Source organism: cf. Phormidesmis sp. LEGE 11477 (genome assembly GCF_015207105.1).
In the GTDB taxonomy this organism is placed as follows: Bacteria; Cyanobacteriota; Cyanobacteriia; order Phormidesmidales; family Phormidesmidaceae; genus Phormidesmis.
Window position 1 is genome coordinate 1 of sequence record NZ_JADEXO010000129.1, and the last position, 15,802, is coordinate 15,802.

Consider the following 15,802-nt stretch of genomic DNA (forward strand, 5'->3'; position numbering starts at 1 on the left):
CGTTTCGACAGAGATAAAAGTCTCAGTGGACAATGAAGACGGTGTTTCAATCCCTAAGAGGGTTTTGGAGTCGTTTCGACTTCAAGAACGATCGACAGCAAGCAAATTGTTCTCGTTTCAATCCCTAAGAGGGTTTTGGAGTCGTTTCGACCAAAAGCCTGGAACTACCAGACTTTCAAGGAAGCTGTTTCAATCCCTAAGAGGGTTTTGGAGTCGTTTCGACTAAAATACCAATGCCAAAAAATATACTTGGAGACGTTTCAATCCCTAAGAGGGTTTTGGAGTCGTTTCGACCAGTGCCATAGACATCGCACTGCTCACCCAGGCAGTTTCAATCCCTAAGAGGGTTTTGGAGTCGTTTCGACTCCGTTTCGAGATAAGCTCGGCCAGAGTCAACGATATATCTGTTTCAATCCCTAAGAGGGTTTTGGAGTCGTTTCGACGTATAGCGTATTCAGAGGTAAGTCAATCTCACGAGGTTTCAATCCCTAAGAGGGTTTTGGAGTCGTTTCGACGGCTGGCCGCTGGAAGACTTACTGTTGCTAGTTTTCAAGGTGCGTTTGCGCGAAGCAGTAAAAATATAGTAATACATGAACAGCAATTGTGAACAAGACCAAAACAAAAAACTGTCAAACCCTGACACAGCAGCTACTTCAGCGATCGCGCGAACCTCCTTTTCAACTCGTACTCTGTAACTCCTGCTGCGTAGGCGTTTGAGGCCGATTCTAGCAAAAGCCCAGTTCTACACCCTACCGCTCGCGCGGTTCATCACTTTTCTTCGCTGTGCTTGACGTCAGCCAAAAATCAGCTTATCTTCAGTAACTATAGCTGTGATGCCTATCACAGTGTCTTTCAGAACTCAATTCTACTTAGCACAGCCAGCAGGTGTTCTCAGCACCCACTGACTGCTAACCCTCAAGGATTCAACAGCAATCCCGGACGGCTAAGGACAACTGTACCTTAGCCACCCCGACTTGCACTACATCTACTTGCGGGGTGGCTGGGCAGTTTTGAGTTCTGGTTTCCTCCCGCAAACACCTAACCGGAGACCAGATCTCATGTTCATTTCTTCCGCTCAGGGCGCTACCGCGTCCACAGATTCTGTTGTAACTTCTGTTGCAAATTCTGAGTCGTTACCGCCGAATGGCCCAGGCGATCGCAGCCAGCAGCAAGACCATTACGAAATCGTGCGTCATCTGCTGTTTGGCCCGCTGCCCATCATCCAATCCACCATTCGCCTACTTCACAAGCTCAACTACGCTGAACCGAATGACTGGAGCCAGCCCATATCCACGGGCAAAGCCAATGAGATGATGACCATATTGACCAAACGAGTCAGACTTTCATAATGCCAGCCTAGAAAAGCCAGCCTAAAAAAGCTGATACCGCTTGAGCATCAGCCAGATTAGCACAGGCGCACCCAGTAAGGCGGTGACTGCGTTGAGCGGCAGCAGGGTTTGGCTGCCAGGAAGCTGGGCGATCGCATCGGCCACCAAAGCCAAAATCGCGCCCAGCAAAGTGGTTGCCGGAATCAAAATCCGATGGCTCAGCGTCCGCAAAAGAGTGCGGGTCAGATGCGGCACCGCCACCCCTAAAAAAGCAATCGGCCCACAAAACGCAGTCACGCTGCCCGCTAGCACAGAGGCACTGACAATCAAACAGCAGCGCACCCGGTTGAGAGAAAGCCCTAAGCCGATCGCCTGCTCTTCACCGAGCAAAAGCACATCCAACAGTTTGGCAAATAGAAAGGAGAGACCTAAACCCAAAATCGTTACGACCAATAGCACTGGTAGCTGCTGCCAGGTGACGCCGCTAAAGCTGCCAAACGTCCAGCTCAAGTACGCCAACGTTTGATCGATCTGGCTAAAGTGCAACAGAATGGTCACCAGCGCCGTGGTGGTATAGCCAAACATCAGACCAAAGATTAACAATGCCAAAGAGCTGCGTACCTGACGGGCCACCAAGATAACCAGCAGCATGGCGATCGCCGCCCCCATACTGGCCGCCCCTACCAAGCTAAGCTGAGCTAGCCAGCTAGATAGCCGCCCGCTTGTGATCGCACTGCTCCCAATCGCTCCGCCAGAAAGCACCACCAACGCCGCCCCCAAACTGGCCCCGGCGTTAATACCCAAAATAGAAGGCCCCGCTAAGGGATTTCTAAAAAGTGCCTGTAGCTGTAGGCCACTATTAGCCAAAGCAGCGCCGGCCACCATCGCCGTTAGCGCCCTAGGCAAACGAAAGTCTACAACAATCTCTCGCCAGGCGGCGTGAGTCGTTTCTCGGCCCAGTAGTGCCGCGATCACTTCTGATAGTGGAATAGACACAGACCCTAGGGCCAAGCTAGCTAAGAATACAATCAACAACAGAACTATAAGTCCAATTATTCCGCTAATTCCGCTCAGGCGGAGACCGAATAATGGCTCAGTAGCGGCCTCAATAGCAGCCTTTCGACGAGGACTGCTGTCGGCCTGTGGATACGTTTTTTTAGGGGCCTGAGATGAAGAGTTGTTGATCATTGTTCATCCTCCAAAGGCAGCCAACAAACTTGTGTTTGATGCGTCCCGTCTGCATGAAGATGGATCAGGCGAAAGCCCGGTGAGCGGTGGTTGGCGGTAGCGTCAATCTGCAAATGGGTGGACGGACAGCCGTAGAAGGCGATCGATGGCCGATTGCTACGCTGACGCTGATGCTGAAATTCAAAATGGATATGGCCAAAGCTCACCAGCTTTACTTGAGGAAAAACATCGAGAATTGCTAGCAGCTCGTCGGCGTTCTGCACCTGCATCTGATCGACCCAGTCGATGCTGACTGGCACCGGATGATGATGCAGCGCTACGATAGTGGGCTTGTCAGGATGTTGGCAAAGTTCTAAGTGTAGCCAGTCCAGCGCGGCTGACGAGAGTCTGCCCTCACCAACCTGTGCCTGTGGCAGCACTGAATCTAGCAGTATTAGCTGCCAAGTGCCTAGATTAATTGCCTGTAGCCCCCGGAAGCAAGGTGATTGAAATGCTGACTTCATCGCCGCTAGATCATCGTGGTTGCCCGGTAGCCAATAAATTGGTAAATCCAGGGCTGTATCGGTGACACCATCTTTGACCGGGCGATCGCCTTGGCGCTGAGCAGCAAAAATTGCCGTTCGCACATTCTCATAAGCGGCCAGCTCACCGCGCTCGGCCAAATCGCCGCTCAGCAACAATCCATCTGGCTGCGCCGCTATAGCCTGCTGCAAAACAGCGCTCAACGACAGCCAGGGATTACGGCCCCGCAGCAGCGCCGACTTGTCTGCCAGCAGATGGGTATCGCTGATTTGAGCCAGGGTTACGGGTTGAGTCACGAGTTCGGTCATGTTGTTGATTTTGGTCATGGCTTTAGCGGCTGGTAATATACCAGATCGTGATCGGGCAAACGCTCTGGATGAAAGATTTTAATCAGATCGGCCAGGATCACATCTGGGTTGGCTAGGCCGCTTTCCCAATAGTCATTACCGCCCGTTTGATTGAGTTTGGCATTGTTGTTGTAGGCTTTGTTGTTTTGGAGCGCAGCCAGCTTTCCATAGCGCGGATCGGCGGCGATCGCATCTTCTTTTCTCTGCCAGTCCTGGCTCATATTCACCCAAAAATCAGCCGCCTGCGATCGCTCAAACACCGCCTCAAAATCCATTGGCCGACTACCATTTGACTCGATATCGGCCCAGAGATAATCCGCCCCGGCATCGGCCAATAGCTGGGCTGCATAGCTGTTTCCACCGGGCATATACCAGGTGCCCTCATAGCTAAAGCCCGAAAACACCGTGGGCCGAGCAGAGGGATCAGCAGTCAGCTTTTTCATCGACTCATAGGCAGTCACCATTTCAGAAAAATACTGTTGCGATCGCCTTTCCTGATTAAAAAATAGCGCCACAAACTTCAGCCATTCGGCCCGGCCCAGCGGCGTTTGCTCTCGGTACTCAGACACCAGCGCTACCGGTAAGCCTGCCGCTATTAATCGCTCATGGCTATCACTGTCAGCATCGCCCGTGCCAAAAGTCATCACCAAGTCTGGATCTGCTAGCAACAGCCGTTCTACGTCCAACGCCGCGCCCGAACTCAGCGCCTGAATCTCACCGCGTTCAATTTTTTCACGGACTTCAGGCGTGTTCACAGTCTCGAACTGACTAACGCCAACCAAAGTCTCTAACCGGTCTAAGATCACCAGATGCGGTAGCTGTGTCGTCGATAGGGCCACTACGCTCTTGACCGGCACCTCAACGATTTGAGCATTCACAAATCCGGTCGGCACAGGCGTTCCACACTGCACCAGCACATACTGAAAAGTCCGATCCGCGCCGCGCCAAGGATCGCTTACCGTGACGACTTTATAGTGATTGTGATAGTCCACCGAAAACCCAGTTGCATATTCTGTTGTAACCTTGTCTGGGAAATAGTCTTTAGTTGAGTCATAAGCCTCTGCACAAACTGTGGGCTTAGCGCTGATATCTTCGGCTAGGTCAGCATTAGCAGGTACTGGCCCAGTCGTTGGCCCAGCCGTTCTCGGAACGTAACAGCCCACCACCAAAAACAGGCCAACAAGCGCTAGCCCAAGCTGTCGGAAATATCTTTTCCAGTACTTTCTCAACAGATCACCCATCTAAAATGCTCCCCTAATACCGGCCTGAAAGCTTCGACCTACCCCTGGAAACCCAGGAAATTCTTCATATTGAGCATCAAAAATGTTATCGACACTCGCATTGATGGCAAACGACTCGCCTAACGGCACTCGCAGCTTAAAGTCAAAAGTGGTATGACCGCCGAGCGATTCTTGGTTACCTCGATCGACAAACACATTGCTCACCGAATGCGTTAACAGCGCCACATAGAGTCCGTTCGCTTCATACGCTAGCCCCGCGTTGAAGCTATTAGCATGGGTAAAGGGCAGCAGATTATCAGCGTTCTCTGGGGTGGGACCTTCTCGAATCTTTGGGCGATTCCAGGTGTAGTTAGCAAAGGCAAACAGATCGTCAAATAACTGATAATTCAATGTGGTTTCAATCCCAATCGACTCGACTCGGCCAATATTTTGCGGCGTGGAACTTTCAAGATCAAAGCTAATGGCATCTCGAATATCATTGCGATAAAAAGAGAATCGCCACAGGCCGCGATCGCCCAAAGACTGGTCGAGTCCAACATCAAAGCTCAGCCCTCGCTCTGGCTGCAAGTCTGGATTGTTAAACGGTTCAAAAAACAGATCGCCCAGCGTCGGCACTCGAAAATTACGCGCAAAATTGGCTCGCAGGTTTGTTGTATCTGTCAGCCTGATCTGAGAGCCCACATTAAACGAGGTAAAAGAGCCCGCTGCTAAGTCATTAAAATCTTGTCGGATGCCCAAATTAGTGCTAATTCGAGGCGTGATATCGAGCTGATATCGAGAAAATAGACCGAGTTGATTGATCGTATCGCGGTAGTTTTGGGTGCGCGCGTTACTCAACAAATCAAGCGTGCTATTTTCAGCCGTCACGGTGCGATAGTCGAGCCCATAAGTCAGATTTTGACCGTCGGCAAACTGCCAGTCATGCTGAATTTGAGCGCCCAGCGACGTTTGATCGGTATCTCGCTGGCTAGGGGACTCAAACGCATTATCTGCAACCGGATCGCTAAATCTGAAATCCGAAAAATCAGCATACAGCCGCGCCGTCAGCAGTGAGTCATCCGCCTGACCCAAATCCGCCTCATAGGCCAAATCTAGCAGCCAGTTTTCAGTAAACTGTTGATCGTCTGCCGTCAGCGCATTAAAGCCACCTGCTAGGCTATCTGGCACTGGGAAACCACCCGGCACGCCGAGGTCTTTGCTGAGATAAAGCACCCCAAAGCGTAAGCGATTGCGATCGCCTAGATCGCCTGATAGCTGTAGATTCAAATTGTTGTAAAGCACCTCGGCATTTGTCCGAGTCCCTTCAAAGTCAGTCGAGCGCAGGCTAAACGGAAAATCATTCTTAGCGGCGGTGCGACTATAGCTCAGCAACAGGCTGCTATCTGCTACTCTTTGCTGTAGCTGCATCGATTGTTGGTTGTAGCCAAAGCTGCCAGCCTCTACAGTCGCCGTTGTCTCTATGCCAGACTCTGCTAACGGACGCCGGGTAATAATATTAATCACGCCGCCAATTGCATTAGAGCCGTAGAGAACAGAACCACCCCCTGGCAGCACCTCAATTTGCTCGACCGCCTCGGTCGTGATAGTTGATAGGTCAAACGCCCCCGAGCTACCCACCTCATTTAGCGGACGACCATCCAGCAAAATCAGCGTCTGAGCAGACGTTCCCCCTCGAACAAACTGCCCGCTAAGAGCGCCCAACTGGCCGCCCGTCGTCCCTTCACTCAACACTCCCGGCAGATACCGCAGCGCTTCATCCACTGTACGCGCCCCCTGCGCTTCAATCTGATCGCGGTCGATCACATACACCGGCTGGCTAGATTCTCTCACCGTCCCTTCTCTCCGAAAAGGCGCATAGACAGGCCGATCGAGGATTTCTCCGGTGACTGTCAGCCGCAGCGAAGCATCCTCGTCATCTGGGTCTACTTCTAGCACCTCATCAGACTGTTGGGCAGACTGTTGAGCTAAAACTGGCAAACTACACAGCGGTAGGACAATCGTCGAAAATGCAACTACTAAACTATTACAAATGAACACAGTGGACATTGAAAAACAATCGCTCTATGGCGATGGAGGTAGCGATAAAAATTAAGAGCGGTAAAGAGAAAAAACAGTGAGAGAGACTAGGCGAATTCGGCACACCGAAAACCGCCCCTTGTGCGCCTACATCCGTTGTCTACAAAGTGTTGGCCAGCATTGGGCAGCAGCCGTCAAAACCATCTAATAGTTTCGATAGCTGGTTATGATAAAAACTGTTCAAAAAGGGCGATCGCAGTTCAAGACAAGCGCTGTCGTCTGTCCACGTTCATCTTGTGTGGCAATTCGCTTCTCGTAGATGCATATCACGGTAGCTGGAGAGAAGTTGAGGGAAAACAACCTTTGAAAACAGGAAGGCTAGGCGGCATCAACTCTACGCTTTTGATGCGTTTTCTTAGTTTTGTCACCCAGTTGTTTGTTAGCTTATCTCCTGCTAACTCGTTTTTGTTAGCCTATCTTTCAGCCAACTCTTCTAACCGCCAAACTGACCAAAACGCTTGTAGCCATAGGTCTTCTTGCCACCTATTTGGCCTATCGAACCCTAAAATACTGATCATCTGTACCTCGCAGATAATTGATAAAAACATATACCTTAATCGGCGGGCGTTCTGACTGAGAGGCACCGTAGCACCCCCTTCACAGCTGCGGGACAGTGGTAGATTCTCACTACGCTTTCCCCCTTACTTCCAGTAGCTGATCTTCTACTGGAACCGATAAGTCTTTGGCCATACTAACGCTCTAGTGTGGCCTTCATCTGCCTGCCTACGAGTCCATACACAATTGTTAATCAACTTGATCGTATCGGTCAGTCGAATTTCTAACGTATCAGGAATTAGCATGCCACTAGTCGAATATCAGTAATCTCAATGCTGTTTAGGCTTCGCGAAAGACTTTGCGAAGTCAGCGATGCTAGCTCACGACTAGAAACAACAGATTTCGAGAACAAGGTATCCGAGGCAGTTTTTGGCAGCAGGGGATAGGTGTTTTACTGATTGTCCTGTTGATTGTCTAGTCGAACAGACGGCTGTAAATATTGAGCCTGAACTGGAATGCTAATACATGAACCGACATGAATCGAAGAAACTAGAAAATGTCGCTAGAACCCAAACGTTAACTCTCAAGCTCACTATCTTCCAGTCAAGCCTATCTCCCAGTTTATATATTCTAATTTCGTTGCCCGAACAGCCGGATTCAAAGCATGTTTGCGGCTTTCCACGTTTGGAACCTTTTAAGTATTCGCAGCCCAAAAAGCTCCTGTCAAAAGACAGTGTGTCAATCAGCCCATCATCAGAATCGATTGTAAAAGGAGAGGCCGCTATGGAATGCGAACGGGTTGTTCTTACATTTGCTTTACGACACTCAGCTTGAGTGCGATCCTCAGCTTAAGTCAGCTTAAGATAGAGTGACTGCTGATCTGATAGGAATAGAACAGTGCAAACCATAGATGATATAGCCGACTGCCGATATTGCTCTCAGGTGTCCAAGCTCAGCGGAGAAGACCCCATTGGCTCTGCCCAAAAGATAGATTGCTGGCTGATTGTAGAAATTCCCCAGCCCTGGCCAACGTCTATGTTTACAGACCATCCGGTTATCGCTCAGATAATACCGCTGATCAAAAAGCTGGTTTTCCGTAAAGGAATCATGGTCAGACCCGTTGCGATCGCCCCGGATCGTGATTATTCTACACCTGGATTTACTCGCATACTCTACTATCAGCGCCCCGCTAGAGAGTTTGCTGAATACACTAAAGAAGAATACATCGTGCCAGAACAACAGGCTCCAGCAGTGGCGATCGCACTGCTCAACCGCCTCTTTGGCCAAACCAAAGCCCTAACGCCGTTTACTTCCTACCGACAACAGACCACAGACTCACACAGAGAGAACTCACACAGAGAGATACTCGTCTGCACTCATACGCAAGTAGACCTAGCCTGCGGTCGCTTTGGCACGCCGCTCTACCGTCAGCTCCGCAAGCAGTATGGCCAGCCCGATCAATCGCTGCGCGTATGGCAGACCACTCACTTTGGCGGTCACCAGTTTGCGCCTACGCTGATAGATTTGCCCACCGGGCAGTTTTGGGGCCATCTAGAACCTGAAGCGCTGCCGCAGCTAATCGAGAGAACGGGCGACCCGCAGCAAATGAAGCTGTTTTATCGGGGCTGGGCGGGCGTTGGTCGATTTGAACAAATAGCAGAGCGAGAAGCCTGGATGAAGGCTGGCTGGGACTGGTTCACCTATCCTAGAACCGTCCGAGTCACACGCAAAGGGTTGACAGGACTCAAGCAGTTGCTATTCCCGCTGCTGCGTCATGTGCCGATCAGGCTGCTACAGCTCTGGCTCGATCGCTGGACAGCCGACGCGAGTTGGATAGAGGCAAAGGCCGTTTACCGCGCTAGCCCAGATCAAAATCTGCGGCAGGGATGCTATCGGATCAAGATAGAAGAGAAAAGTGCGATCACCAGTGCCACCAGCTCAGCCACCAAACCAGATGGAAAGATCGCTCTAAAGTCGGTGAAACAGTATCGGTGCGTTGCTATTGAGCACGAGTTGGCCTGACGGCTGTCGCTAAGGTTTATCAGTAAGTTGTTACACAGCTTTAAGCTGAATTCGCGTATCCTAAACTGTCTTGAAGCTGAGCTTGGGATAGGGCGATCTTGGTATTGCTTTAGTGCGATCGCCCTACCTGTTCAATCCCTACAGCTCAGCCCATTCCTCAGGCAGCAAGTTGGCCTGCAGCGTGAACTCACCATTACCGTCGGGCGTCAGCACATAGGCTATCCCTTGCGGATCGGGGTAGATACCCGTAGCCGCTTCAAAGATATCGTCATGACCCACGATAACCGTGTTTTCTCCTTCCGCCGGCACCGCTGTCAGCAAAGGCATGACGTTAGCTCGCATTTCTTCTACCTGGGCTTCGGTATAGTCTTCAAAAGGTAAGAAATTTAGCTGCGAATTTTCGGTGTATCGACCAAAGGCAATGTCTGCAGTCTTCCAAGCTCGGCAGTACTCACTAGTGATGACTTCACCTACCGGAATCTCTTTTTGGGTAAAGGCAGTGCCAATCACCTCAGCTTGTTCTTCGCCGATGTCATTGAGCTTACGCTGAGTTTCACAGTCATCCAAGCTCATATCAGGATCGGCTTGGTCAGCGTAGTCTCTTTCAGTTTGAGCATGACGAAAATAGATAACATGGCCACCCTCTTGCAGCGCACCCAGTAAGTCAGCGCCGCTGAGCTTGTCTTCAAAGTCAGCATTGGCCTGTTCTCCAGCGGAATAGTCACCGCCCTCGCCGCCTTCGCCACCTTCACCGCCTTCTACTTCAGCGGCAGCATCTGGAGGAGTTTCAACCTCAACTTCTGGTGACTCGCCTCCACAAGCAGCCAGTCCAGCTGTCAGTCCAACGGCTAAGAATAGCTCTACTGCCTTTAATCGTTTACTCATGGCTAACCCCCATTAAAAGGTATCTAAAAACAAATAAGCACAGCTTATTGAGATTGAATCTAAATAAGCTCTTAAACAGCATATATCAATCTTGTCTTAACCTCATCGCAAAACAGCATGGCAGCAAGACATCGTAGATCTATAGAAAACATAGATAAAGTCTAGTGGCGGTATGGAGAACGCTATGGAAGCAATTCAAAATGACAAAGCCCTAATGCTCACGGTCTATCGTCAGGTAGCTTTTATTAGTCTTATCTAAAAGGGCATGGTCGTATTTGATTGGGCGTGATATCACGTGCAGAAGATGGCACTGAGCTTTTTAGAAGTCCTCGTGATCTGGAATTGACGTCGACAGCAGTGCTAGTAAAGAAAAAAAAGCCTACTGTCAAAAACAACAGTAGGCTTAGTGCCTTGAGAGAAGTCTCGAAAGAAGAACAATAGTAATTGCTCAACTTTTTTGAAAGTTATACATCTAATGCTAGCTGGTCTAATGCTAGCTGGCATCAAATCAAGAGGCAGCCGCCTTCGCCTCTGTTGTTTTCTGAGCGGCGGCTTCTGTATTCGATCCAGCAACTGCTGTAGAGGTGACCGGTGGCTGATAGTTTACATCGAACGCTTCTGTTACTCGATTAAAGTCAAAGCCCATCGCTCGCAAAGCGTGCCAAAGATGACCTTGAAGCATAAAGAAAGCTAGGAAGAAGTGAGCATTCGCTAGCCAGCAGCGCGCCGTATAAACCCCAGGCGGTAGACTAACCGTATCGGCAAAGTAAGGTGTGACACCCAGCTTAATTGCTAGGGGCGCACCGTAGAATTCGACAGGATAGGCGAGCGTGTTCACCGCGCAAAAATAAGCAGCCACAAACCCAGCTAGCGCAATACCGCCTAGAGAATAAGACAAGATCGCCTCGCCCGAGAAAATCAAGACATTTCTAGCCCACTTCAGCGGCGGAACAAGAATATGAAAGATGCCCCCAGCAATTAGTAAAACGCCGACATAGACATGACCGCCTACCAAATCTTCTAAACTATTTACGCTGCCAAAGTGAGTCTGATAACCGTATATAACCAGCGGGTCGAGCGTAATATTGGTGACCGTTCTCACTTCACCAATCGTAGAATCGTACAGACCGCCCCACTGAGTAGCTTTTGCCACCAGCGCCAGCGCACCAGCCCCTAAGAACAACAAATGATGACCTAGAATTAAGCCGACTTTGGCCGGATCATCCCAGTCAAAGTAAAAGTTCTTGGCTGGACCGTCAGCGTTTTCAAGGCTGCTTTTGTTTCCTCTAACGGTATGAAAGAGTGCGCCTGCACCCAAAACAGCCGAAGAGATTAGATGAACTGATCCAATCACAAAGTACGGATAGGTATCAATGACTTCGCCGCCGCTGCCGACGCCGAGGCCCAAAGTCGCTAGATGGGGTAGTAGAATCAGTCCTTGTTCACCCATAGGCAAACTAGGATCAAACTGAGAGAGTTCAAACAGGGTAAATGCGCCTGCCCAGAAGGTAATCAAAGCGGCCTGGGCGACGTGAGCGGCAATAAAAAGTCCTGGATCATCAGCAAAACGGGCATTACCCGCCCACCAATCGTATTTTACGGTTGGTTTTCCATACGCTTGCATAGTCGCAAAGCCTCATATTTTGAACAGTTTGTATACGATGTTTTGCTTACGCCGCTACTCTCGCAAACTTTAGTGCGGTTGTAAGTAGCGCAGCACAAAAGAACAACAGTGGCTAAGAAACTGTCTTGCTTTTGACTGTTCTTATGCTGAGCTGCCACCGTATCGGCATGAGCAGGAGTGCTCTTGCTTTTCCAACCTTATGTCATAAGTAGTTTAATGACAATAGATCTTGATAATTTTCTCAGTCGTAAACGAATTTAAGTGATTGGTGAATATTAAAAATCCTAGTAATTCAAGGGTTTTTAGGTTTATTATCCGGTAGTTTTCCAGATTCTCTGTTGATAACATTTCTTAATTGCAGCGATATTAGGCTATAGTTTGAAGCGTAATTATTGAGAGTGGTATTCAATAGCTAGGCTGGATAGGCTATAAGATGTGGCCAGTTGATTTAGCCTGATTGCTAGATTAGCGGCACGATAACTGCCTAGAACCGTAGTGAATTGCTTCCCACTTTTAATGTTATGAGTTCTCCAGAGCTCTATTAGCCTGTCTTTTTCTGGCATATTCAAAAGACAGGCTTTTTTCCCACGTGTTTTGTTCATATAGCAATCCGCGCCTAGCTTAGGCCATTTTTAGAAGCTGTAGTCTTGGTTACACGCTGTAGTCTTGGTTACACACAGTGCTAAGGCCATGCCCTTGTTAGCAAACATGTTAGAAAACAAAACTACATTTCCTTTTATGGTCTGTACTTTTGTAGTCCGTAAGTATAATTAGCTCAAGCACGAATTAGCGAACAAGAATTAGTGAATTAAGTCCCCTTGTGTTTGGAAAGAAGCAATGAAACATTTTTTGAATTCTGGCATGATTGGCATGGCGATCGCCATAGCGCTCAATCTCTATACTGCCGTTGTGCTTGCAAAGCCATCAGCGATATTTTTCTCTACTGATTGGTGGGCTCAATGGTTCCCTAGCTACGCGATCTGGTTCACTTTCATAATCATCGGTGGCACCCATTGGCTCAAAAGCCGCTCGTCTCTCTAGGCGCATTTTGGCTGTGCTGATCTAACCACTCCAGAACCAGACAATCGAGCTTGTCAGCTAACGCTACGGATGATTGATTCACCTATTGGTTGTCAGGACTTTGCTATGGAATTTTCTCGAACTGTATAGGCTTGGTCGAGAAAGATATAGTCGCTATAACTACGCGGGCCGTCCTATGAGCTATTCAAGGCAAAATCAGCAAGAAGAGGCGATCGCCAAGTGGCTACTTCGGCAGCTTTTCTTAGCAGTTTCAAGTATTTCTGTCAGTCTTTCTCTGGGCCTTGCTCTAATCATCGCTATCCCAAAGCAGGCAAAAGCGATACCCGTACAGACGACTGCTGAAGCGCCAACTCCAACCGAAGCTAGCTCTGCTGAAGATACAGACGGTAACTATGAAGCACTTTTAGAGCGGTTAGGACTAGAGCAGTTGAGACGTGACAGCCACACTGTTAACTGCCTGACGTGCTATCCGCCTGCCCATCCAGAAGACGCAGCAGCAGGAATAGAAGGAGATGTCTGGGTCACGATAGACTTTGATGAATCTGGCAATGTAACGAAGGTATGGCTAGACCGATCGAGCGGGAATATGGATATAGATATGGCGGTGCTACAAGCCGTTAGGCAGTATAGTTTTGAACCGAATGGACAAGCGGGCTCAACTACAATGCAGGTAGACTTTGGGATAGAAGAGGACCAGCAGCCAGCATCATCCGAGCCGGAATCACACGAGCCTGGCGCTGACGAATAGGCCAGTAAAGCAACCGTTAAAGCGAGCGGAGATAGCGAAGCCAGTAGAGTTATCCAATAGTCGGTTGACCGATGCGACTCTGGTGAAATGTAATGGCAAGTCTTCCTCAATATTTTGATCTTGGTGACGCGATTCGAGACACTTGTCAGCACTGGTGCGATCGCGAAGGCTATAGCGATCCGTTTTGCAAAGATGGAGAATGGTGGGCGTTTCCACCAGGGGGCGTTATACCGATTCGGATTAAAACAGTTATGGGCAGAGCCAGCGGTTCCCTAGTGAAGATTGATGCCGTGACCTTGATGCTGTTTCCCGACGGCTCACTAGCGAGTACGCCAGATTACTAAAGCTATAAAGCTGGGCTCAGGCGCAGAATTCGTACTGTTTCAGGAGGCAAAAAGTTTAACGGCTTAATCAATGTCATAATCGATGACTAAGTCAACAGCCGTGTTTGCCTACTGATATTCGATCTCGTTACCCGCCGTGATCGCCCCCTGTCCTTCTCACCTCTAATCTACTGCCCCTTTGCTATGAGCCTTTCTCGCGCTTGCCAAGCCCAACACGCTAGAGAAGACGCCACTACCAAGAAGTGGGTACTTTTAGGCGCTTGTGTAGCCGTAGGCACGCATCTAGGACTTTGGCCTCTGCTAGCTTTGCTTCCTTCTGATCTAGTAGAACCCTCGGAGCGAATTGAGCTGGTTGTCGTTAGCCCGGTAGCAGAGCCAGAAGCGGTCATTGAGGAAGTTGAAACACTTGAAGAGGTACCAGAAGAAACGCCAGAAGAGCGTGCTGAAACAGTACAAGAAAGCATCCTTTCGACTGAGGCACAGGTTGCTAGAAGTGCGCCGGCTGCGCCGCGCCCAATTATTCCTTTTCGGCCTGAGCCCATACCGCCAGAGGTCAATGAATCGGTTAGCGAACCCACCGATGAACCCGTATCAGATCAGCCGGCCCCTGAACAGGTCGAGTCTGAAGCGGTGACTGACGAGTCTGAGGAAGTGACTACTGAGACTACTGAGACTGCTGAAACTAATGATACTGACGAGCCGGCCACGGACGATGAGGTACAGACTGCCGAAGCAGAGTCATCAGAGGCAACCACAAACAGCGACACCCGTGGAAATATTAGTGCCCTCTTGCGGCGGATTCGCAGCCAGAGAGCAGCCGGTAATTCTTCTAGCACTTCTACTGATGCTTCTACTGGCAACAGTCCAGCCGCCGCGCCAGCTAGCTCGCCTTCAGAGTCGGGCACGGGCGTGGCTCGGCGTTCTGGAACGACCGAGAGCTCAGGCTCTAGCGGTGGTTCTAACACAATGAGCTGCCGAGAATGTGTACGCCCAGAATATCCAGAAGAGGCTGAACAGGCAGGCGTTGAGGGCAAGACGCGCTTTGATCTTGAAACAGACGAGGAGGGCAATGTCGTTAGTGTGACAATGACAAGCTCTAGCGGCAATGCGGCGATAGACCAGGCGGCTATGGAAGCTGTTCGTAATTCTACGTTTGACACCAACGGTCAGCGCAGCCGAACCACGATGGAAATTGAATTTGGCATCGAGGGATCGCAGCGATCGCGCGCTGCCCGACGACGCGGCGAAAGACAAAGCGTCACTACACCTCAGCGCACTGCCCCCCCGGAACGCCCTGTCTCAGAACCCGCCGCAGCTACAGCGCCCGCGCCAGAGACACCTGCTACAGAGACACCTGCTACAGAGACGCCTGCCACGGAGACACCCAATACCGAAACGCCCGCAGATACTCCTGCTACACCTGCTACGCCGACAAACGAGCCCGCTGCAGCCACAGCGGAAAGTCCATCGTCAGCAGAAGACCGTACGCCAGCAGAAAGTAATGCGCCGACTGTAGAGAATACTCCATCGGACAACGGCTCACCAGATGAGAGCTCACCGGCTAGTCGCCCGTCTGGAAGCAATCGTCCTGCTGAGGGCTCACCTTCCCCTACAAGACCAGCCACTTCATCACCCGCTAGACCGGCGACGACCCCTCCGCCTGCCAACAACAATCGACCTGCCAACAGTCCACCTACCAGACCCGCCGCACCGCCGCCTGCATCCACACCCGCACCTGCGACAACGCCCGCACCTGCATCCACGCCCCCGGCTAGCAGTTCACCCGCTAGACCGGCAACACCACCCCCAGCGGCTAGACCAGCGGCACCTGCGGCTAGACCGGTAACACCACCTCCTGCAGCTAGACCAGCGGCACCACCTCCAGTTAGTTCGCCGCCTGCTAGCCAAGCAGCTCCTACAACAGCGCCGTCAGAATAAAAG

General features: G+C 50.4%; 12 protein-coding genes, 1 CRISPR repeat array and 1 riboswitch. Of the genes, 6 read left to right on the forward strand and 6 right to left on the reverse strand.

Annotated elements, in window-relative coordinates:
* Window positions 1-43: 43 nt before the first annotated feature.
* Window positions 44-515: direct repeats of the CRISPR family, unit length 37 nt; unit sequence GTTTCAATCCCTAAGAGGGTTTTGGAGTCGTTTCGAC.
* Window positions 516-1,058: 543 nt separating this feature from the next.
* Complete coding sequence (locus IQ256_RS24520; RefSeq protein WP_193858318.1) at window positions 1,059-1,349, forward strand: hypothetical protein; 291 nt, start codon at window positions 1,059-1,061, stop codon at window positions 1,347-1,349.
* 21 nt (window positions 1,350-1,370) lie between these two features.
* On the opposite strand, the gene IQ256_RS24525 is transcribed toward IQ256_RS24520, so the two are convergent.
* The 4 genes from IQ256_RS24525 to IQ256_RS24540 are packed head-to-tail and all read right to left on the reverse strand — an operon-like array spanning window position 1,371 to window position 6,672.
* Window positions 1,371-2,516 carry an iron ABC transporter permease gene (locus IQ256_RS24525; RefSeq protein ID WP_193858319.1) on the reverse strand — a complete coding sequence of 382 codons (1,146 nt, stop codon included), beginning with the start codon at window positions 2,514-2,516 and terminating at the stop codon, window positions 1,371-1,373.
* Window positions 2,513-3,364, reverse strand: coding sequence for a metallophosphoesterase (locus IQ256_RS24530; RefSeq protein WP_228025236.1), 852 nt, complete (start codon window positions 3,362-3,364; stop codon window positions 2,513-2,515). The genes IQ256_RS24525 and IQ256_RS24530 overlap by 4 nt, the downstream gene beginning before the upstream one ends.
* The gene (locus IQ256_RS24535) at window positions 3,361-4,626 is read right to left on the reverse strand and encodes an ABC transporter substrate-binding protein (RefSeq protein WP_193858320.1); all 1,266 of its coding nucleotides are present in this window, start codon (window positions 4,624-4,626) and stop codon (window positions 3,361-3,363) included. The genes IQ256_RS24530 and IQ256_RS24535 overlap by 4 nt, the downstream gene beginning before the upstream one ends.
* Window positions 4,627-6,672 (reverse strand): TonB-dependent siderophore receptor, encoded by a 2,046-nt coding sequence (locus IQ256_RS24540; RefSeq protein WP_193858321.1) that lies wholly within the window; start codon window positions 6,670-6,672, stop codon window positions 4,627-4,629.
* Between the two features lie 571 nt (window positions 6,673-7,243).
* Window positions 7,244-7,393: riboswitch (cobalamin riboswitch) on the reverse strand.
* A 701-nt stretch (window positions 7,394-8,094) separates the two neighbouring features.
* Between IQ256_RS24540 and IQ256_RS24545 the strand changes: the two genes are divergently transcribed.
* The gene (locus tag IQ256_RS24545) at window positions 8,095-9,219 is read left to right on the forward strand and encodes a sucrase ferredoxin (RefSeq protein WP_370623542.1); all 1,125 of its coding nucleotides are present in this window, start codon (window positions 8,095-8,097) and stop codon (window positions 9,217-9,219) included.
* Window positions 9,220-9,357: 138 nt separating this feature from the next.
* On the opposite strand, the gene IQ256_RS24550 is transcribed toward IQ256_RS24545, so the two are convergent.
* Both IQ256_RS24550 and IQ256_RS24555 read right to left on the reverse strand, forming a co-directional pair.
* Window positions 9,358-10,104, reverse strand: a complete 747-nt coding sequence (locus IQ256_RS24550; protein WP_193858322.1) for a histidine phosphatase family protein — start codon at window positions 10,102-10,104, stop codon at window positions 9,358-9,360.
* Between the two features lie 508 nt (window positions 10,105-10,612).
* Window positions 10,613-11,728, reverse strand: a complete 1,116-nt coding sequence (locus IQ256_RS24555; protein ID WP_193858323.1) for a chlorophyll a/b binding light-harvesting protein — start codon at window positions 11,726-11,728, stop codon at window positions 10,613-10,615.
* A gap of 837 nt (window positions 11,729-12,565) precedes the next feature.
* Between IQ256_RS24555 and IQ256_RS24560 the strand changes: the two genes are divergently transcribed.
* The 4 genes from IQ256_RS24560 (at window position 12,566) to IQ256_RS24575 (ending at window position 15,799) form a co-directional block, all read left to right on the forward strand.
* Window positions 12,566-12,769: a hypothetical protein gene (locus tag IQ256_RS24560; protein ID WP_193858324.1), complete on the forward strand. Its 204-nt coding sequence runs from the start codon at window positions 12,566-12,568 to the stop codon at window positions 12,767-12,769.
* Window positions 12,770-12,944: 175 nt separating this feature from the next.
* Entirely contained in the window at window positions 12,945-13,517 is a 573-nt protein-coding gene (locus tag IQ256_RS24565) for an energy transducer TonB (protein ID WP_193858325.1), read from the forward strand.
* Window positions 13,518-13,609: 92 nt separating this feature from the next.
* Window positions 13,610-13,861 (forward strand): hypothetical protein, encoded by a 252-nt coding sequence (locus tag IQ256_RS24570; RefSeq protein ID WP_193858326.1) that lies wholly within the window; start codon window positions 13,610-13,612, stop codon window positions 13,859-13,861.
* A 183-nt stretch (window positions 13,862-14,044) separates the two neighbouring features.
* Window positions 14,045-15,799: an energy transducer TonB gene (locus tag IQ256_RS24575; protein ID WP_193858327.1), complete on the forward strand. Its 1,755-nt coding sequence runs from the start codon at window positions 14,045-14,047 to the stop codon at window positions 15,797-15,799.
* Window positions 15,800-15,802: the final 3 nt, after the last annotated feature.